The 19262-nt window shown below is 62.2% G+C and carries 17 protein-coding genes; 4 read left to right on the top strand and 13 right to left on the bottom strand.

The genetic code is table 11. The features are described 5' to 3' along the window. Positions 1 to 47: 47 nt before the first annotated feature. From CFE428DRAFT_RS36690 to purE, 7 genes are read right to left on the bottom strand one after another with little or no spacing between them, the layout of a single operon-like run. Positions 48 to 425: a hypothetical protein gene (locus CFE428DRAFT_RS36690; RefSeq protein WP_006981353.1), complete on the bottom strand. Its 378-nt coding sequence runs from the start codon at positions 423 to 425 to the stop codon at positions 48 to 50. After that, a complete protein-coding gene (murJ, locus tag CFE428DRAFT_RS19540) occupies positions 374 to 1696 on the bottom strand; it encodes a murein biosynthesis integral membrane protein MurJ (protein ID WP_006981352.1) in 1323 nt (440 codons plus the stop codon). Before murJ ends, CFE428DRAFT_RS36690 begins: the two co-directional genes overlap by 52 nt. 2 nt (positions 1697 to 1698) lie before the next feature. Continuing rightward, a complete protein-coding gene (locus CFE428DRAFT_RS41540) occupies positions 1699 to 1806 on the bottom strand; it encodes a Sua5 family C-terminal domain-containing protein (RefSeq protein ID WP_006981351.1) in 108 nt (35 codons plus the stop codon). Then, complete coding sequence (locus tag CFE428DRAFT_RS41535) at positions 1790 to 2176, bottom strand: Sua5 family C-terminal domain-containing protein (protein WP_006981350.1); 387 nt, start codon at positions 2174 to 2176, stop codon at positions 1790 to 1792. Before CFE428DRAFT_RS41535 ends, CFE428DRAFT_RS41540 begins: the two co-directional genes overlap by 17 nt. Continuing rightward, positions 2173 to 2733, bottom strand: coding sequence for an L-threonylcarbamoyladenylate synthase (locus CFE428DRAFT_RS36680; RefSeq protein WP_085951232.1), 561 nt, complete (start codon positions 2731 to 2733; stop codon positions 2173 to 2175). The genes CFE428DRAFT_RS41535 and CFE428DRAFT_RS36680 overlap by 4 nt, the downstream gene beginning before the upstream one ends. Before the next feature lie 51 nt (positions 2734 to 2784). Next, on the bottom strand, positions 2785 to 3975 hold the full coding sequence (locus CFE428DRAFT_RS19530; RefSeq protein WP_006981348.1) for a 5-(carboxyamino)imidazole ribonucleotide synthase: 1191 nt from the start codon (positions 3973 to 3975) through the stop codon (positions 2785 to 2787). Positions 3976 to 4019: 44 nt separating this feature from the next. After that, positions 4020 to 4511 carry a 5-(carboxyamino)imidazole ribonucleotide mutase gene (purE, locus tag CFE428DRAFT_RS19525; protein WP_006981347.1) on the bottom strand — a complete coding sequence of 164 codons (492 nt, stop codon included), beginning with the start codon at positions 4509 to 4511 and terminating at the stop codon, positions 4020 to 4022. 606 nt (positions 4512 to 5117) lie between these two features. Here purE and CFE428DRAFT_RS19520 point away from each other — a divergent pair. The 3 genes from CFE428DRAFT_RS19520 to CFE428DRAFT_RS19510 all read left to right on the top strand — a co-directional run bounded on the left by CFE428DRAFT_RS19520 (position 5118) and on the right by CFE428DRAFT_RS19510 (position 7542). After that, positions 5118 to 5639, top strand: coding sequence for a shikimate kinase (locus CFE428DRAFT_RS19520; protein WP_006981346.1), 522 nt, complete (start codon positions 5118 to 5120; stop codon positions 5637 to 5639). A gap of 8 nt (positions 5640 to 5647) precedes the next feature. Then, a complete protein-coding gene (queG, locus tag CFE428DRAFT_RS19515; protein ID WP_202797466.1) occupies positions 5648 to 6682 on the top strand; it encodes a tRNA epoxyqueuosine(34) reductase QueG in 1035 nt (344 codons plus the stop codon). A gap of 293 nt (positions 6683 to 6975) precedes the next feature. Then, a complete protein-coding gene (locus CFE428DRAFT_RS19510) occupies positions 6976 to 7542 on the top strand; it encodes a hypothetical protein (protein WP_006981344.1) in 567 nt (188 codons plus the stop codon). A 347-nt stretch (positions 7543 to 7889) separates the two neighbouring features. Here CFE428DRAFT_RS19510 and CFE428DRAFT_RS19505 read toward each other — a convergent pair whose 3' ends face one another. From CFE428DRAFT_RS19505 to CFE428DRAFT_RS19490, 4 genes are all read right to left on the bottom strand, one after another. Next, positions 7890 to 9839: an FAD-dependent oxidoreductase gene (locus CFE428DRAFT_RS19505; RefSeq protein WP_157447577.1), complete on the bottom strand. Its 1950-nt coding sequence runs from the start codon at positions 9837 to 9839 to the stop codon at positions 7890 to 7892. A gap of 277 nt (positions 9840 to 10116) precedes the next feature. Continuing rightward, positions 10117 to 11295 (bottom strand): 3-keto-disaccharide hydrolase, encoded by a 1179-nt coding sequence (locus CFE428DRAFT_RS34030; protein ID WP_006981342.1) that lies wholly within the window; start codon positions 11293 to 11295, stop codon positions 10117 to 10119. Positions 11296 to 11334: 39 nt separating this feature from the next. Next, positions 11335 to 14580 (bottom strand): serine/threonine-protein kinase, encoded by a 3246-nt coding sequence (locus tag CFE428DRAFT_RS34025; RefSeq protein WP_157447576.1) that lies wholly within the window; start codon positions 14578 to 14580, stop codon positions 11335 to 11337. Positions 14581 to 14807: 227 nt separating this feature from the next. Further along, the gene (locus CFE428DRAFT_RS19490) at positions 14808 to 15533 is read right to left on the bottom strand and encodes an RNA polymerase sigma factor (RefSeq protein WP_006981340.1); all 726 of its coding nucleotides are present in this window, start codon (positions 15531 to 15533) and stop codon (positions 14808 to 14810) included. Between the two features lie 108 nt (positions 15534 to 15641). Between CFE428DRAFT_RS19490 and CFE428DRAFT_RS19485 the strand changes: the two genes are divergently transcribed. Beyond that, positions 15642 to 15866 carry a hypothetical protein gene (locus CFE428DRAFT_RS19485; RefSeq protein WP_006981339.1) on the top strand — a complete coding sequence of 75 codons (225 nt, stop codon included), beginning with the start codon at positions 15642 to 15644 and terminating at the stop codon, positions 15864 to 15866. 116 nt (positions 15867 to 15982) lie between these two features. Here CFE428DRAFT_RS19485 and CFE428DRAFT_RS19480 read toward each other — a convergent pair whose 3' ends face one another. Together CFE428DRAFT_RS19480 and CFE428DRAFT_RS19475 are read right to left on the bottom strand one after the other, a co-directional pair. Further along, positions 15983 to 17506 carry an aldehyde dehydrogenase family protein gene (locus CFE428DRAFT_RS19480; protein ID WP_006981338.1) on the bottom strand — a complete coding sequence of 508 codons (1524 nt, stop codon included), beginning with the start codon at positions 17504 to 17506 and terminating at the stop codon, positions 15983 to 15985. 425 nt (positions 17507 to 17931) lie between these two features. Next, on the bottom strand, positions 17932 to 19149 hold the full coding sequence (locus tag CFE428DRAFT_RS19475; RefSeq protein WP_006981337.1) for a DEAD/DEAH box helicase: 1218 nt from the start codon (positions 19147 to 19149) through the stop codon (positions 17932 to 17934). Between the last annotated feature and the right edge of the window lie 113 nt (positions 19150 to 19262).

Raw genomic sequence — 19262 nt, 5'->3', positions numbered from 1 at the left:
TGTGTCGACGTGCAAGCACCGCGCAAAGATATGGGCAATGCTTAGCTTTAAGAAGCCGCGGCGGGCCGCTTCGCGAACCGCCCCAGCTTGCGGCGGGCGATGGCGGCGACGTCGTCGAGCTCTTCGATGCGCAGCATGAGAGCTACCCCGAAGAAGGCCACCGCGGCCACGGCGATGATCGCCATCAGCAACACCACCCGCACCAGGAAAGCCTGATGCACCCAGCCCGCGAGGAGCCAATGCTGGCCACCCCAGCAAATGAGCGCGAGCACCCCACCAGCGAAAGCCAGTTTCGCCAGCGTGCTGATCATGTGCGTGGTCTCCAGTCGCTGCACTTGCTTCCGCATGAGGAGATACAGCAGGGCGAAATTCGTCAGCGCGACGAGACCGGTGGAAAAGGCCAGACCGCGATGCGCCCAGCCCAAGTGGAAGGTGACAGCTCGTTCAAGCCGTAGTTCACCGCGATGGAGAGGAAGCTCACCATCATCGGCGTGTTGCGCTTGCCGATGGCATAGAACGCCGGGGCAAGCACCTTGATGCCCGCATAGGCGCAAAGACCGATGGCATAAAGCTGCAGCGCTTCCGCGGTGTGCGCGGTATCGGCCGCGGTAAAGGTGCGGCGCTCGTAGATAAGGCCGATGATCGGACGCGCGAGCATCACCAGGCCGATGGTCGACGGAATGGTGAGCAGAAACGCCAGCCGCATTCCCTTGGCGAGGATGCTGCGGAATTCCGCGGTATTGCCCGCGGCCGCACTCCGCGACACGACCGGCAACGTCACCGTACCGATGGCCACGCCGAAGATACCGATGGGCAACTGCATGAGGCGAAACGCATACCCCAGCCAGCTCACCGGGCCATTGCCGAGATGCGAGGCGAAGTTGCCGTTGACCATCACATTCACCTGCACGGCGCTCGCCGCGATCACCGCCGGTCCCATGAGGAGCAGGATGCGCCGCACGCCCGGATCGCGCCACGCGAAGTCCGGCCGAAAATGAAAGCCGACCCGGCGCAACGAGGGAAATTGCACCGTGAGCTGCAGCAAGCCACCGACCAGCACGCCGATCGCCATGCCAACGAGCGAGCCCGACCCGTACTGTCTCGTGCCGAAATGCGGATCGAGATACCACGCGAGTCCCACTCCGCCGAGGATCGAGCCGATATTGAAAAACGTCGACGAGAGCGCCGGCATGCCGAAGACGTTCTTCGCGTTGAGCATTCCCATGACCAGCGCCGCCAACGAGACCAGCGCGATAAAGGGGAACATGATGCGCGTGAGATGCACCGTCAGTTCCATCTTCCCCGGCACGGCATCGAAGCCCGATGCCATGAGATGCGTAATGACCGGCGCCCCCCAGATGCCGAGCAGCGTCACGAGGCTCATGAAAACCGCGGCCAGCGTCGCCACCTTGTTCGCCAGACGCCAGGCCGCGTCGTCGCCCTCCTTCGTGATCTTCTCCGAGAAAGTCGTGATGAAGGCCGTCGAGAGCGCGCCCTCCGCAAAAAGGTCACGCAACAAATTCGGCGCGCGAAACGCCGCGATGAACGCATCCATTTGCGCGCTGGCGCCAAAGAGCGCGGCGAAAACCTGTTCGCGCACGAGCCCCAGCAAGCGGCTCGACATGACGGCTAGACTAACGAGGCCCGCGGATCGTGTGCTGATCTTGTTGGCGGGCGCGGCGGGCTTTTCAGACATGTCTATGCCGAAGCCTTGCGAAGTCGGTCCATGATGGCAATGCCAAGTCCGTGTTCCGGCACTTCTTCCGCCAAAATCATATCCAGCCCCGCTTCATCGAGACGCCGCATCTTGGCAAAGAGCGTGGCCGCCGCCTCGCGAAGATCGACCGGTCGGTGAAAGGATTTCCTCGTAGGTAAAGTGCGCCGCGGTCGACGGATGGCAAAAAGCCAGCGACCCGAGCCGCGCCTGCACGTGGTTTTCCTGATCGTAAATCATCACCTCCACGCCGGGCTTGATGAGCCGCAGCGGCGTGCGCGGTGCATAATGGCTTTCGAGTTGCCCGGGTGCTTCCACACCCACGCTTCTTTCGCCACGTAACATCGCGGAAAAAGAAACGCCGAGGCGCTCGAAGAAATTCGACAGTTCCGTCTCGGTCGGCCGGTAATTGCGCGCCTCGCACAAGGCTTGGAAGACCTCGCCCAGATCCTCCGGCGTCACCGGTCCCGCGCGCAGCAGGCGCAGTTCGCCACTGTCACCTTCACGATTGTCGATTCCACGCCGTGCTGGGTCGGACCGCCATCGACAATCAAGGGAATGCGCCCATGCAATTCACTGCGCACGTGGCTCGCCGTGGTCGGGCTGATGTGGCCGAAGCGATTCGCGCTCGGCGCGGCCAGCGGGTGACCGTAGTGCTCGACCACCGCGCGGAAAACCGGATGCGCACTCATCCGCACCGCTACAGTATCGAGACCGGAGGTGACAATGTCCGGCACGACCAATTGTCGCGGCAGCACGAGCGTCAACGGCCCGGGCCAGAATTTCGTGATCAGCGCCTCGACCATCGCCCGGCTCTCCGCCGGAATATTGGTCACGCGATCCAGCCAGTCCCGCGACGGCAAATGCACAATGAGCGGATCGAAAAACGGCCGTTCCTTCGCCTCGAAAACTTCGGCCACGGCCTCGGGACGCAACGCGTCGGCGGCCAGTCCATAGACCGTCTCGGTCGGCAACCCCACCGGTTGTCCATCGGCCAGCGCGCCGGCGGCAGCTTTCACGGCCGCGGAAAGACGGCGGGGAGAATCAGTAGCGAGAATGCGCGTTTCCACTCAGTGGGCAGACTTCACCGGATTCCGGCGCTTGGAAATGGTTGCGGATGATTTCATCAAAGCGGCGCGTGCCTCCAGGGCACTATGCATGGCTTCCTCCGCCGAATTCCCGAAGGCCACCATGTGTCCCATCTTGCGGCCCGGACGCGGCTCGGCTTTGCCATACAGGTGAATTTTGACGTGCGGCATCGCCGCGGCGGCGGCCCAGTTGGGCTCGCCTTTCGCCCACAGATCGCCGAGCAGATTCACCATCGCGGACGGGCGCAGCGATTCCGTGCTACCGAGCGGCAGACCGCAGACCGCGCGCAATTGCTGTTCGAACTGGCTGGTCACGCTGGCGTCGAAAGAAAAATGGCCGCTGTTGTGCGGACGCGGCGCGAGCTCGTTGATGAGCAGCGAGCCATCCTTGAGCAGGAACATCTCCACTGCGAGCAGGCCGACGACGCCGAGTTTCTCGGCCACTTCGCCCGCGAGCACCCGGGCCTGCACATCCACCTCCGCGGGGATACCCGCCGGCACGGTGGTCACATCGAGGATGTGATTGCGATGGATGTTCTCGCACACCGGGTAAGCGGCCATCTGGCCATCCACCCCGCGCGCCACGATCACCGAGACTTCCTTTTCAAAATCGACAAACTGTTCCAGCACCGCCGGATTGCCGCCGAGCGACTCCCAGATCTTCGCCGGGTCTTCGCGCGGCTCGACCTTGCGCTGGCCCTTGCCGTCGTAGCCGAAGGCCGCCGTCTTCAGCACTGAGGGCGCACCGAGATGCTTGATCGCCTCGGCCAGATCGGCCGCGCTGTTCACCGGCATGAAACGCGGAAGCGGGAGACCGGCGCCGGCCAGGAATTGCTTCTCCCGCAGCCGATGCTGGCAAATGTGCAGGACATTCGCCGAGGGACGCACTTCGCAAAATTCCGCCGCCCATTCCACCGTCTGCGTCGGCACGTTTTCAAACTCGAAGGTGAGGACATCGATGCTCCGGGCAAAATCGCGCACCGCTTCCGCATCCTGATAACTCGCCGCGACTTCGCGGTCCGCGAGCTGGCCGGTGGGCGTGTCTTCATCCGGCGAAAAGGTGTGCACGCGATAGCCCATGCGCCGCGCGGCGATGGCAAACATGCGCCCGAGCTGGCCGGCGCCCATCACGCCGATGGTGCTGCCGGGGAGAAAGATCCGATGTGAAGGCATGGGGAAAAGTGGCTGCTGCTATATCCTGATAACCAAAACGGGCTCTACGGCAATTGTGCCGCCAAAACCGAAGACGTCTGATGCGCCCGGAAACGGTCCAGGGCATCGCGCAATTTTTCGTCTTTCAAAGCGAGAATGCTCACCGCGAGGAGGCCGGCGTTCTTCGCGCCCGCTTCGCCGATGGCCAGCGTGCCCACCGGCACGCCTGCCGGCATTTGCACGATCGAGAGCAGCGAATCAACGCCACGCAGCACCTTGCTCTCCACCGGCACGCCGAGCACGGGCAGCGAGGTATGCGCCGCGACCATCCCCGGCAAATGCGCCGCCCCACCCGCCCCGGCGATAATCACCTGGACCCCCCGCCCCGCCGCTTCGCTGGCAAATTCCGCCATGAGCACGGGCGTGCGATGCGCGGAGACGACGCGTCGCTCGTGCGGCACGCCAAATTTCTCCAGCATCTCCGCGGCATGACGCAGCGTCTCCCAATCGGAGGTGCTGCCCATGATGACGGAGACGAGCGGGTTGGTGGAACTCATAGGGCGCGTATTGGAGCGTGGCGCGGGACGCGACGCAATGCCGTTTGTTCAGCTAAACAGAACACCGGTGATTCGAGACAGAAGAAAGCCGCTGCAGGGCGGCCATCTTGGCCGCCTCGGGCTGGTCGCCAGTGATATCTACACGCGGCCATAGGACGCAGACTAGCGAGAGCGAATTTCAGCCCGAAGGGCTCTCGGACCGTAGCCGGGGGTAAGCGAGCCTGGCGAGCGACACCCCCGGAAAACGTCCCAAAAGTGAATGCACCCCGGAGGCGGTGCCGGAACTTCTCGCCACCGCAGAAACGTACTCAGAATTCCTCCACCCCATCCGGGGTGGGAACCCTAAAAAAAACTATCCGGGGGTGGCGCTCGCCAGGCTCGCTGGTCCCCGAGGCGGCGGAGGGGAATAGAGGTGGTTGGCGGGCGGGCGAGCAGGCTACAGTCCGTCAGCCCTTCGGGCTGGAGACAACGCGCCAAACGGCCTCCCACGAGCAACCCGTCCTTTTGCACGACTCCCACTCTGCGCAAGAATGCATTACGAGTAATATGCGGCTATAGCCGCATAACCTTTGCACGGCTCCCACTTTGCGCAAAGATGCGCCCGCAATGCGCAACAATATCGTCTTCATCGGCTTCATGGGTAGTGGCAAGACGTCCGTCGGACGGCTCGTCGCGCAACGCCTGGGCTTCCAATTCGTCGACACCGACGCCGTGGTGGTGGAACGGGCGGGCATGCAAATTTCAGAGATTTTCGCCCGGCACGGGGAGCCCTGGTTTCGCGATCACGAGACCTCCGCCCTGAGCTCGCTGAGCATCCTGAATCGATCAGTCATTTCCACCGGGGGCGGCATCGTGCTGCGGCCGCAGAATCGGGCGCTGCTTCAGGAATTGGGTTTCGTGGTGTGGCTTACGGCCAGCGAAGACGTCATTTTCGAGCGCGTCTCGCGCAATAAGAAGCGTCCCCTGCTGCAAACGGCCGATCCCCGGCGCACCGTCCATGAGTTGCTCGAACAGCGCCACGACCTCTACCAAGGTACCGCCCAATTCACGGTCAACTCCACCGAGCTCAGCCACGAGGCCGCGGCGGAGGCGGTGATCGCCAAAGCGCGCAAGGCGTTTTCGTGGTAGACAGGCCTGTGAAAGAAGAGCTCCTCGCGCTCACTCATCAGCTCGGTTTCGACCTCTGCCGCATCGCCGTATGCGCAGCGCCGCCGCATGCCGCCGAGTTTCGCGCCTGGCTGGCCGCGGGTCGCGCAGGGGAGATGGCCTGGCTGGAGCGGAATGAGGCGCGGCGGACGGATCCGCAGCAGGTTTTGCCGGGGGCGAAGAGTGTGATCGTGCTCGGGATGAACTATTGGAATGCGGATGGCGAAACGCGGAAGGAGGAAGGTGTTCACGGCCGCATCGCTCGCTATGCCTGGGGGGATGATTATCACGACATCATCGAGAAGAAGTTGAAGGCGCTGGATGAATGGCTCACGGCGCGCGGTGGGCGGCAGCGGTGCTATGTGGATACCGGGCCCGTGCTCGAGCGGGATGTCGCGGCGGTAGCCGGCGCGGGCTGGCAGGGCAAGAGCACCATGCTCATTCATCCCCAGCTCGGCACCTGGTTCTTTCTCGCGGAGATTCTCACCACGCTCGAGTTCGAGGCCGATGCGCCGATGGCCGACCATTGCGGCAAATGCACCCGTTGCATCGCCGCCTGTCCGACCGGCGCCATCACCGCGCCGCGGCAACTCGATGCACGCCGTTGCGTTTCCTATCTCACCATCGAAAACAAGGGCTCGATTCCCGAGGAGTTCCGCGCGGCGATTGGCGATCGCATCTATGGCTGCGACGATTGCCTCACCGCCTGCCCCTGGAACCGTTTCGCGCACGCTTCGCGCGAAAGTGCTTTTGCCGCGCGCGAGTACGTGCACGGCTGGTCATTGCGCGATTTCCTCGGGCTCGACGACGACGCCTTTCGCCAGCTCTTCCGCAAATCACCGATCAAGCGCATCAAGCGCCGCGGCTTCCTGCGCAATGTCTGTGTCGCCCTCGGCAATATCGGCACGCGCGAAGACCTGCCCGCCCTGGAAAAAGCTGCCCACGATCCCGAGCCGCTCATCGCCGAGCACGCCCAGTGGGCCATCGAGCGCATCGAGGCCCGCGTCGTGGCGCAGGCGAGGTAACGGTAGCCCATCTTCAAAGGTATCGGAATTCGAGGTTCCTTAATCGTTAATCCTTAATCGTTAATCGTTAATCCTTCATCCCCGCATGCGCAGCCAGAATTGGGGGATTAAGGATTAAGGATTAAGGATTAAAAATTACGATTAAGACCCAAGGGCGATACCGAATCGCTTGCCACCTTCGGCCGGCTATTTGGCAGGCCGAAAACCGGCTCTCAACGATCCACTCTCAACCCTCAACTTCCCGTCGAATCCTCTCGTCATTCGCCGTTCATCATTCGACATTCCCTCCCCGCATGCCTGCCGAAGCCCGTGTCACCTCCGTCTGGAGCAAACAAAAACTTTTTGTCGCCGTCTTCCTCCTCGCCCTCGGCGGATGGTTCTTTTGGGATGGCGCCGTCGGCTATCCGCACAGCAACGAGCGCTGGCTCGCGCACGAGCAGTTGGTCAAAAGCGGGCAGGAGGCCCAATGGCCGGCCCTGGCCAAAAGCCGCGGCTGGACGACGACCGTGCCCCACAAATTTCTCCATCCCGGGGAAATTCACGCACAATGGATTTTCGGCAGCTTCACCAGTCTGCTCGGACTCATCTCGTTGATCTATTGGGCCACGCAAAAGGGCCGCACCCTGCGCACCGACGAGGAAGCGGTCTATTCCCCCGCCGGTACTCGCGTCCCCTTCGGCGCCGTTACCGGTCTCGGAAAGAAAAACTGGGACCGCAAAGGACTCGCCACCGTGCTCTACCAGATGAACGGTCGCCAGGGCCGTTTCGTCATCGACGACTACAAGTTCGACTACGACGCCACGCACGAGATCCTGAATGAGATCGAGGGCAAGCTGCTGGCGCGGGCGGGGGAAAGTTGAGGGTTGAGGGTTGGCGGGGGAAGTTGAGGGTTGAGAGTTGAGAGACCGCCGCCTTTCCGCTTTTGAGGGCGCTCCGCAGTGCTAACCATGAAAATGTCCGCACGACGCGTAGAATTTTTGGCCCGCGAATCACGCAAATAACACGAATGAGGGCAGATCATTCGCGTCAGTCGGGTGATTCGCGGGTCACTTTCCCTTCCCTGTCTTTTCGAAGGTTCGTGGCTCCCCTTTTGGTTGCGGCTCCACCGCGCTGTGCCATAGTGATTCGGTCAACAACGCTGCGGAGCGGCCACACCAGTGGTCCCGTGGGGGTCTCTCAACTCTCAACCCTCGACTCTCAACTTTTCCTACGGTCTCGCCACCAGATCGAACAACATCGCCTGGATCGGGATCGTCTGCCCGTCCGCGATCAACTCGATCTCCGCATCCTTTCCGGGGCTGAACGGAAACTGGCCGAGCGAGAAGGTGCGATCGTTCAACGCGGAATGCGCCGCCGGGTCGTAGTTGACCGTCACCTCCCCTTCCGCATGGCGGATGCGAATCGGTACGCTGCCGTGCTGGAGCACCACATTTGAGACGGGATTATAGAAGACGACGTCATAGACGCCCGCCCGCTCGATCTTCGGCCGGAAACGCAGGCGCGCAAACGATCCCGGCTTTTCGCACAAGAGGAACGGCTCATTCGAGGCCCACGCTCTTTCGCCGTGCACTTCCCACTCGCCGATCTTCTCGAAACGATCGGGCTGGCGCGACCAGTGGACATAAACATCCGCGGGGCGCCCATCGAGGTACGGATCGCTCTCGATCTTCTTTTGCAGGGCGGGCACATCGACGTCCTGCACCTTGCAGTTGCTCTTCACCGCCATGCCCGCGGCCAGACCCGCGGCCTGCCCGAGCGACATGAAGACCGGCTCCATGCGGATGGAACCATAGGCGATGTGCGAGGCCGAAAGGCACACCGGCACGAGCAGGTTCGTGCACTCCTTGGACTTGGGCGTAAGCGAACGATAGGAGACCGGGTACTCGTGACTGAGGTGCACGGTCACTTCGCCTTCGTTCTTCACCATGCCGTCGACGATCACCGTCTGCACGTGGTGCGAGTCCATGTTGTAGGAAGCGAGGGCGATCCCGTCGTCGACGGTGCGCTTGCCCAGGCAGTTCTGCTCGATCATCACATACTCGCCGACCATGCGCCGCGCCTCGCGCACATAGAGCTCGTGCGTGAAACCGCCGTTGTCCTGGTATTCGTCCTTCGGCCAGCCGTACGAACTCACTTCCTTGCGAATGTTCTCCGGCACCGCTTCGTCGTTGGCGAGAAACCACATCAGCCCCTTCGTGTATTCCTCGTGCTCCTTCCAGATGCGCGCGCGGTCCGCGTAAGTGCCCTCGGGATAATCCCAGTTGAATCCATAGAAATCGGTCGACTGTCCCGCGAGGCTGTTGATGTCGGTCTTCTGGTTCGGCATCGAGCCGACGATGAGCAGGTCGGTGAGCTTCTTCGGCGGCCGGGCGTGAATGAGGCGGCGCGAAAGCTCATACACCGCCGGGTCATAGTGTTCCGGCTTGGTGAAAGGGATTTGATTGGCCGGATCCTTGGTCAGGCACAGGCGGAAGCAGTAGGCCTGCACTTTTTTGTCTCCGCTCCCGGTGGGCGCCAGCGGCTCGGGTTTGACGCCAAAAATGAGCCCGCTCGAAGGATCGCCGGGCCGGATATACGGATCGACGCCATCCGGAAACTGATGCCGCAGTCCCGGCTCCACGCCGTTCTTCGTCTCGTCGTAGACGCTATTCGCCTCGCGGCCGACCGTATAACTGACACCCGCTCGCGCCATGAGATCGCCTTCGTAGGTGCAATCGAGATACACCTTGGCGTGGATGCGCTGCGGCTCCGCGGTGTCGCCGGCCTCGGACGGTTCCACGATCATCGTGCGAATGCGCCGGGCATCCCGTTCCACGCTGGTCACCCGACGCTCCAGGAGCATCTGCACGTGTTCCTGATCGAGCTCGTGCATGTACTCCGCCTCGGCGACGTGGGGCTCGAAATTCCACGCCTCGAAGGCGCCATACACCTTCCCGACATTCCGATAGAATTGCCGCGCCAATCCGGTCACCGCCATCGGACGGCCAATGTCGGTCTCGCCCAGGCCACCGGCGGTCAAGCCGCCCACATGGCGTTTCGGGTCGACCAGCAGCACCGAGCAGTTTTCACGACGCGCCGCGACGGCGGCGATCACTCCACCGGACGTCGCGCCATAGATGCACACGTCAACATCGATATCTTTCGGCGATTCGGCCAAAGCAGCCGATAAAGCAAACAAAGCACAAAGAGAAGGTGCCAGGAGGGAACGGAAGGAACGAAACATGGAGGAACAAAAATCCAACACTCACCCTTCAATGGCAAGCCACCACGTGCGGCTAAGGGGAAAGGCAGAACATCCAACGCCCAACATCCAACATCCAACATCCAATCAAAGAACCCGCCACCGACCCTCATTTGCGCTACCGGCCCTCGCTTGCGCCATTGGATGTTGGGCGTTGGATGTTGGATGTTGGATGTTCTGCCTTTATTCCCCTTCACTTCGCCAGCGCCGGCTCCGCAGCCTCGAGTTGTACCAGCTTGGTGTAAACGCTCATCACGTCCCGGCGCAATTTCGTCGATTTCGTCACCCACGCTTTGTAGGCGGAGGATTCCATGAAAGCCGAAAACGCCTGGGCCTGTTGGTCCGCATACGCGCGCTCGTCTTTCTGTTTCTTGCGAATGGCCTCTCCGGCGTTCCCTGAATTCTTCCCCGGACGAAGCGGCATGGTGTTGACGATGCTGCCGCCGTTGGACAGCGAGGGCACCTGGGACGAAGACACCGCGGCAGCCCGCGTCTGGGCGCGCTCGTCCATGCCGTTGGTCAGCGCATCACAAACCCAGATCGCGTATTGGAAAATCTGTTTTTGCGAAGGCGTCCGGGCCTTCACCGCCTCGCCGCTCAGCGTGGCGCGCAGCTTCTCCACGGTCACGCGCGGCATTTGCGGCTCCTGCGGGAGCGGCGCGAGAATCGCATCCAGACACGGCTCCAGCAACGGCTCGATCTGTTTGGAGGGTGGCGCGGCCGCCTGCCCCGCAACTTCTCGATGACCTTCCGCGGACAGGTCCTTGATGCGCACTTCGCGGAAATGCACGTTCCCTTCACCCGGATAGTTTTGCAGACCGATATAGCCCTCGCTCGCGCGGTTGCCCAAAAAGTCGTTCACCGTCTGTCCGTTGACCTGCACGGTATATCTTTGGGCGACCACCGTTACGGTCATCTCATTCCATTCCCCCGGCGTGATCACCACCGGTTTGGCCGGACGCAGCTTGACCGGCATAAAGATGATGGTCCCCGTCTTTTCGCCGTAGATATCGACTTCATAGCCCTTGTCGCCGGCCACGTTGAAGTTATCTCCCGGATTCGGAAAACGAAGGTAAACTCCCGAATTCGAGGCTTTCTTATCGACTTTGAATTCCAGCTTGAGCGTGAAATCGGCAAACGTTCTCTCCTGGAACCAATAGAGGCCGCCCTTCGAATTTCCGGGCGACGAAGTCGTGGCGACGCCATCTTCCACTTTCATCTCTCCATCACCGCAGTATTTCCATCCTCCGATATGCTCACTGTCGAGCAGCGACGTAAACCCCAACTCCACAGCGTGGGAAGTCGCCAGCAGTGGACGGCAGGTCAGGATTATCAGGAAGGCAACGATCGTGCGCTGGAGAGAAGTTAACATAGGAGGGATAGGAAAAGGGGGTTCATCGGCTCTCCATTCTTACTTCGCTGGAGCCGATTCCGCAGCCTCCAGTTGCACGAGCTTCGTGTAGAGGCCCATCACGTTCTGGCGCAGCAGCGCTGCCTTCGCGACCCAGGCTTTGTAAGCGGAGGATTCCATGAAGATGGAGTACTGGTCGGCGCGCTTGTCCGCATACGCGCGCTCGTCTTTTTGCTTTTTGCGGATGGCCTCGCCGGCGCGCCCCGCATCCCGGCCGTGGAGCGGCATGGTGTTGATGATGCTGCCCCCATTGGACAGCGACGGCACCCAGGACGAAGACGCCGCCGTCGCCTTGGTCAGCGCGCGCTCGTCCATGCCATTGGTCAGCGATTCACACACCGCCTGGGCGTATTGGTAGATCTGCTTTCGCGCCGGGGTCTTCGCCTTCACCGCCTCGCCACTGAGCACGGCCTGCAGCTTTTCCACCGGCACGCGCGGCATCTGGGGATTGTCCCCCAAGGGCGCGAGGATCGCATTCAGGCACGGCTCGAGGAGCGGCTCGATCTGTTTGGCCGGCGATTTCGCCACTGCCTCCGCTGAGACCGAAGCCGCAAGGGCGTCGAGGTTCGCCGCCTGGCCGATCGGCCCCAGGCGCTGGCCTTTGACATTGAACTGACCGTCGCGGTTGAAAGCCACGAAGCCGTCGCACGCTTCGTTCATCCGCAGATACTCGTGGCCATTGTCGCCCCACGCACAGTCGATGAGCGTCTCGCCATCGGGTTTGTAAACCGGCTTCCACGTCCATCCGCCGGAGACATGGCCATCCCAGGCAAACTCCACGACCAGCGGCGGCTTGGTGTCGCCTTCATTCGCCCACGTCCAGTGATAACCGACGATGGCATCGTAGATCTGCGCCGCGCGGCGGGCCGCGGGAGAAGCGGGCACGGGCGTGGCCTTCGCCACGACGGATGTCGGCGCCGGAGTGGCTGGCTGTGGGGCCGTTTGCGCGGGAGTCGCTGGTGGGGAAAGGGTGTGAGCCACGGAAACAGGCTCTGCGCGTTCGCCAATGCCATCGGGCTTTTTCGGATCAGGGATATAAAGGCCGCGGAAATGCGTCAGCGGCGCATTGAAGGTGACGGTCATTCCTTCATTGAAGTTCGGGACCGGAGGCGAGCCAGGCTCCGGATGAAATTGGAGATGGACCGTCTGCTCGTTGGTAATCCACCAATACCACGTGTGATGGTCAGCGGGATTGCTGACGGTCCCGTCTGGATGAAACGTGAGCGTCGTACGCCACGTGCCGCCCTTTCCGTCACCCCGCCACCACGTCCATTTGTATCCGATGAGCGCCTTGTACAACGGCCGATCCTCCAAGGACGGTGCGGCCTTCGGAGCTGATGCCGGTTCGGGAGCGGGCGTAGCTACGGGAGCGTTCACGGGCTCTGTCTGCGATGCGACGGACGGTCCCGGCGCAACTATCGGAGTTGGATTCACGGGCGCAGTGGCGACGGTCGAAGTGGAATCGCCGGACTTCACGCGCTGGCCTTTGACCACGCAAGTCCAGGTGCTGTCGTAGGAGTCGAAGCTTTCGAGCGAAGGGTCGAAGACCAGGTACTGGTGCCCGTTTTCGCCCCAACTGCAGTCGACGAGGAAAGTGCCGTCGAGCCGGTCGATGAGTTCCCAAGTCCAGCCGCCGGAGCAATGCCCGTCCGGTTCGAAGCGCACGATGCTCGCGGGATTGGTGCTGCCGAGATCGGTCCAGGCCCAGGGGCGACCGACCAGCGCTTCATACACGCCCTTCGCCTTGGCGAGAGAGTCGCGGATTTGCGCGGCCAACGGGTTGGTGTCTGGAGTCGCAGCCGCGACTTGATTGGGCAGCGGCAGGCGCACACCGAGGCGGACGCCGCCCGTGCCCGAACCTTCCCAATTGTCGATATACTCGTAATTCGTGAAGCCGGAGAAATCCGGGTAAAACCACAGCACACTCTTCAAGGCACGCTTTGGCTCTTCGCCCTGCTCGGCGAGGCGGATGGTCGGCGCATTGTGCACCGTGCGATCCACGCTCCACCGGAAGCCGCCCTTGAAGCCGGGGTGCGTCGCGGTGCCGTCGGAGAGGAAGCGCAATTCGTTGTTGTGAAACAGCCACACGTATTGCGGGACAATTTTCTCCAATCGTTGCGCGGTCGCTTCGTCGAGACCCGGTGCCGGCGTAGCGTGGGCGGACTGCGGCGTTGGTTTGGTTTTGGAGCGATACAAATAACTGGCAGCGCCCAGAGTCGCGAGGAGCAGCACGCCCGTGGCTGCGGCGTAGATCGGCATCCGGGAACGCGAGCGCGCGACGGTCGCTGGCGACGCGGGCGCCGGAGCCGGCAGCGGCGTGGTGCGGATATTCTCCACCGCGGTCTTTAGCTCACTGGCTTTTTGATAGCGGCGCTCCGGTTCGGATTGCAGCGCCTTGAGCACTACTTCATCGATGCGCACGTCCATCTTCACCTTGTGCGACGGCGGATCGAAAACGCCGCGCGGGGTTTGTCCCGTGAGCATCTCATAGAGCATCACGCCGAGCGCGAAAATGTCCGAACGCGCATCCGCCCTGGCCGCGCCGAAACGCTGCTCCGGCGCCATGTAGTCCGGCGTGCCGAGCACGAGATTCGTCTGCGTGAGATTGGGCGCGCCCTCCTCCTGCGGCGGACGCGCCAGGCCGAAATCCGCGAGCTTCACATAGCCATCGCGCGTGATGAGCACATTCTCCGGCTTGAGATCGCGATGCACGATGCCTTCCCGATGCGCCGCCTGCAGCGCATCGCAGAGCTGCCCAACCAAGGCCAGCGCCTGCTCCGGGTCCAATCCCGGCCCGCGCAGGATGCGGCGCAGGTCGGTGCCGTCGATGTATTCCATGACGAAATACAAATGCCCCTCCGCCGTACGGCCGAAGTCGAAGATGGTCACGATCCGCGAGTGCTGAAGCTTCGCCAGCGTGCGCGCCTCGCGCTCAAAACGGGCGACGAATGCCTCGTCCATCGCCATCTCGGCAGGGAGCAACTTGATCGCCACCGGCCGGTCGAGATTGAGCTGGATGCCCTTGTAAACCGCGCCCATCCCGCCACGGCCGATGAGCTGTTCGATCCGGTACTGCGGCAGGAGCCGGCTCACCTCTTCGAGCGTCGGCGGTTCCCATGGACCCGCGCCCACGGAAGGGCGCACCGTTTGCAATCCCCGGGCCAGCAACTCGCCGGGATCGAGCCCCCGGAGTTCGGAAGGCCCGTCAGCAGTGGGCTTCGGGGTGGAAGAAGGATCGTCGGCCATGGAAAGGAGCGGTTGGTTTTCGGTGGGCACCAAGTCGCCGAAGCAACCCGGTTCTATCATTCCTTACGGATTCCGCCAATCCGGGTTGCAGACGAAATAGAAATTTCCGCAGGTGTCAAAGAATCACGATCCCGTCCGGCAAACGAGCGACGGCTATCAATTGTCCCCACGGCACCACGGACCTGTCGCATTCGCTCCAGTATCAACTCTCCACTATCAACTTCTCCTCACACGCACCCGATCAATTCGGAAAGCTCGGCCCGGACCTCTTCTTCGGTGGGCTCGTCCAGCGTGGCCGCCACCTGGTCGAGCAGCAGCTTGCGCCAGCGTTCCCGCATGCGGAAGACATGGTTCTTCAGCGTGCCGATGGGCAGGTTGAGCTCTGCGACAAGCTCCTCATAGGACTTCGCCGCGCCCTTGCCAAAACCCAGGAACGGACGCAGCGCAGCAAACAACTCTGCCTTGCCCTCCGCGGCATATTCGGCCGCGATCGTCTCCAATGTCTGCTCGAGCAGGGCCAGCGCCCAGCGGCGTTGGAAAAGGCGGTCGGGGGTGAGGTTATCCACCGGCTCGATGGCATAGCGTTCCTCCGCCTGCACCGCATCGAAGCTGGAGATCAACCCCGCTCCGCGCTTCTGGGCATTCGCCCGGTCGTGTTCGTCCGCGAGAAAGTGTCGCGCACACGAGAGGAGAAACGTCCGCAGCTTACCCTTCGTCGGATCCGCCGTGGCCAGCATGTCCCTTTCCAAAAGCCGCGCAAAGAAGCCCTGCGTCAGATCCTCGGCATCATGCGGGCTCTTGCCCGACCGCCGGACGAAAGCATAGATCGGATACCAATATCCCTCGCACAACGCCGACAGGGCCTTTTGCGCCGCTGCATCATCATTCCCCACCGCCCGCCTCACTACTGTCCAGCGCGTGGTCTGGAAAGAGTGCGGCACCGGAGTTTTCATCTGCTAATGAAAAGCTAACAAAGGGCGCGGGCGTGTCAGGCCAATTCCGCGGCCTCGGCCTTTGAACCCTGCATTGACGCAAGTGGATTCAGACGGCACGCTATCACTATGAGCACGGTGACTGAAATCGAACGCGCCATCGCCCTATTACCGCCCGAACAGTGGGCGGAAATTCGACGCTGGATGGATTCACAGTTGCCTCCTACTGATGTCAACGCACGGAAGCAATCGGTGGATTGGTCACAAAGCATGGGAGTGAAACGCGCTCGCCGTGCGGAAGAATGCGTCGCGGCAGAGGCCGTGCTGGATGTGCTGCGCGAAGCACGGGAATAGCAGAAGGAATGACTGTCGGACCATAGTGGAACCGCTTTCGCGCGAATCCTTTCGGGAAGAGTTGCTGCGACAATTGCGCCCCGGCGCACGGCCAGGGCGCAAATTCCAAGCCATCGTCACAACGCCATGCACACCGCCTTGCTCTCGGTGTACAAGTCCAGCGCGGCGTGGCCCATTTCGCGGCCCCAGCCGGATTGCTTGTAACCGCCAAACGGCAGCGCGGAGTCGAGGATGTTGTGGCAATTCACCCACACCGTGCCGGCCCGCAGCGCCGCCGCAGCGCGATGCGCTTTCGAGAGGTCGCGCGTCCAGACACTCGCGGCCAGCCCGTAGTCGGTGTCATTCGCTTGCTGAATGACTTCGTCGAAATCATCGAACGGTTCCGCGACGACCACCGGCCCGAAGATTTCCTCACGGACGATCTTCATGTCCGGCTTGGTATTCGTGAAGACCGTGGGCGAAACGAAATAGCCGTGTTCGTTCGGGCTCTCCTGGCCACGGAAAGCCTGCGCCCCCTGCTCCAGCCCCGATTTGATGTAACCGTTCACGCGATTGAACTGCTCTGCGGAAACAAGCGGGCCCATCTCCGTGGTCGGCTCGAGTCCCGGGCCGAGGTGAATGTTCTTCGCCTGCGTCTCCATGCCTTCCAGCACGCGATCGAAAACGTCGTGCTCGGCGTACAAACGTGAACCGGCACAGCAGCACTGGCCATGGTTGAAGAAGATCGCATTCGCCGCGCCGGCAATGGCTGCATCGAGATCCGGCGCGTCCTTGAAGATCACCGCGGGCGATTTACCACCGAGTTCGAGCGTCACTTTCTTCAAGTTCCCCGCGGCGGCTTTGACGATCAATTTACCGACTTCCGTGGAACCGGTGAACGCCACCTTGTCGACGCCTGGATGGGCCGCGAGCGCCGCGCCGGCGGTCTCACCGAAGCCGGTGACGATATTCACCACGCCTTCCGGAATCCCAGCCTGCATGAGCAATTCCCCGAGCAGCAGTGCGGAGAGCGGGGTTTGCTCGGCCGGCTTGAGGACGACTGAATTGCCGGTGGCCAGCGCGGGACCCAACTTCCATGCCGCCATGAGCAGTGGAAAATTCCACGGGATGACTTGTCCGACGACCCCGATGGGTTCGCGCACCGTGTAGGCAAAGAATTTGCCATCCGGCGCATACGGCACGCTGATGGGAATGGTGTTGCCCTCGATCTTCGTCGCCCACCCAGCCATATAGTGAAACAGGTCCGCGGCGAGCGGCACATCCGCCACGCGCGCGACGCCGACCGGCTTGCCGTTGTCGAGTGATTCGAGCTGCGCGAATTCATCGAGGTGATCGAGAATCATGTCGCCGATGTGCCAGAGGATCTGGCCTTTCTGCGAAGGCGAGAGATTGCGCCACTTGCCCTTGTCGAAAGAATGGCGGGCCGCGGCCACGGCGTGATCGATGTCCTCGGCCTCGCCCTCCGCGACCTGGGCAATGGTATCACCGGTGGCGGGATCGAACACACTGAACGTCTTGCCCGACGCGGCATCCATCCACTCGCCGTCGATGAGCAATTGTTTGGGCCCCGAGAGAAATTGGCGCACGCTCGGGGTGAGTTGATCCAGTGCGCTGGCTGGAGAGGAGGTAGACGTACTCATGGTCTTGGTATTGGGGTAAGAAGTTGCCGGGCGGCAGGAGTCTGCCGGGCATAGGAACGAAAGATTCCCATGGCAAAGCCTCGGACCGATTTGAGGAGAGTCAAGGGCGCAAGGTGCGGATGCACCGTAGCCTCCGCGCGCGACCTACGGCGAACGCCGCGATCGCGAACCGAGTGGTCAATCGGAAGGGCCGTTTTAGGGACAGCGAGGAATTTGGCAACGGCTCACTGGGAGGGGCGATCTCCAGGTCGCCCTGCGTTGCGGAGCAACGCCCGGAAGATTTGGCGCTTTCGCGCGTTGGTTCCGGTGGGCGACCTGGAGATCGCCGCTCCCCAGGAGCGCCATCCGCATCGACATCCAAACACCGCACAAAGATGTTGGGCACTGCTTAGGACGGAGCAGCACCCTCCAACTGTGCCGCTCGCCTACTTGCGCCGACGGGCGCCGAAGCTATAGCCCTTCGCCGTGCGCACGCCCTTGCCCACGCCGCCGGCGGGGATTTGCTCTTCGTTGAATAGGGCGGTGTAGAGATAGTCGAACCCTTCGAGCTTCTGACGCGTGATCTTTGCCCCGATGAAGCGTTCGATGGAACGCACGTGGTCGAGTTCCTCCGCGGTGAAGATGGTGAACGCATCGCCCGTGAGCAGGGCGCGACCGGTGCGGCCGATGCGGTGCACGTAATCCTCGGGATGTTGCGGCACGTCGTAATTGATGACGTGCGAGACACCGGCGATGTCGAGGCCGCGCGCGGCGATGTCGGTGGCGACCATCACTTCGTATTTGCCGCTCTTGAAACCGGCGAGCGCGTCTTCGCGTTCGCGCTGGGTGCGGTTCGAATGCAGCACCGCCACGGAATGTTTCAGGTCCTTGAGCCGATGCGCGACCTTGTCGGCCATGATCTTCGTGCTGGTGAAGATGATCGCGGAATCGAATTTCGTCCGCTCGAGCAACGCGATGAGCAGGTCGAACTTCTGGTCCTTCGCCACCGGATAAAGCGCGTGGGTCACGGTCTCCGCCGGCGAACGGCGGGCGCCGATTTCCACCTGCTCGGGATCCTTGAGCAGCCACTTCGTCATCGTCTCCAGCTCGGGCGGGAGCGTCGCGGAGAAGAAGAGCGTCTGCCGTTCCTTCGGGACGCGATCGACGATGCGGCGCACCTGCGGCAGGAAGCCCATGTCGAGCATGCGGTCCACTTCATCGAGCACCAGATACTGGATGTTCTTGAGGTTGGCCGTGCCGTCTTCCAGAAAATCGAGCAACCGGCCCGGCGTCGCGACGAGCACGTCCGCGCCTTTCTGCAGCATCGAGCGCTGACTGCCAAAACCGACGCCGCCATGCACGAGGCCGACCTGGACATCCATGAAACGCGAATAGTCGCGGAAAGCGGTCTCGACCTGGGCAGCGAGTTCACGGGTGGGCTCGAGGATGAGGGCGCGCAGGTCGCCGTGCGACTTCAGCTTCGTGAGCAGTGGCAGGGCAAAAGCCGCCGTCTTGCCGGTGCCCGTCTGGGCAGAGCCCATCATGTCCCTGCCGGATAAAATGATCGGAAAAGCGCGCAACTGAATGGGTGTCGGATCGATGTAACCCATCGATTGCACCCCGTGGACGACCTCATCGAGCAGGCCAAAATCTTGAAATGACATTGGTTGACCGTAGAGCCTTGCCTATTCTCAGCGCAACAAGCATTTACCCTGCCCGCCACCGTGGTGGGCGTCCCGGCCGGAACAAATCCGTCACATCACACAATTCGCCCCGG

Source organism: Chthoniobacter flavus Ellin428 (assembly GCF_000173075.1).
Lineage (GTDB): Bacteria > Verrucomicrobiota > Verrucomicrobiia > Chthoniobacterales > Chthoniobacteraceae > Chthoniobacter > Chthoniobacter flavus.
Note: the sequence above shows the minus strand (reverse complement) of the source record. Positions and strands in the feature narration are given on the sequence as shown.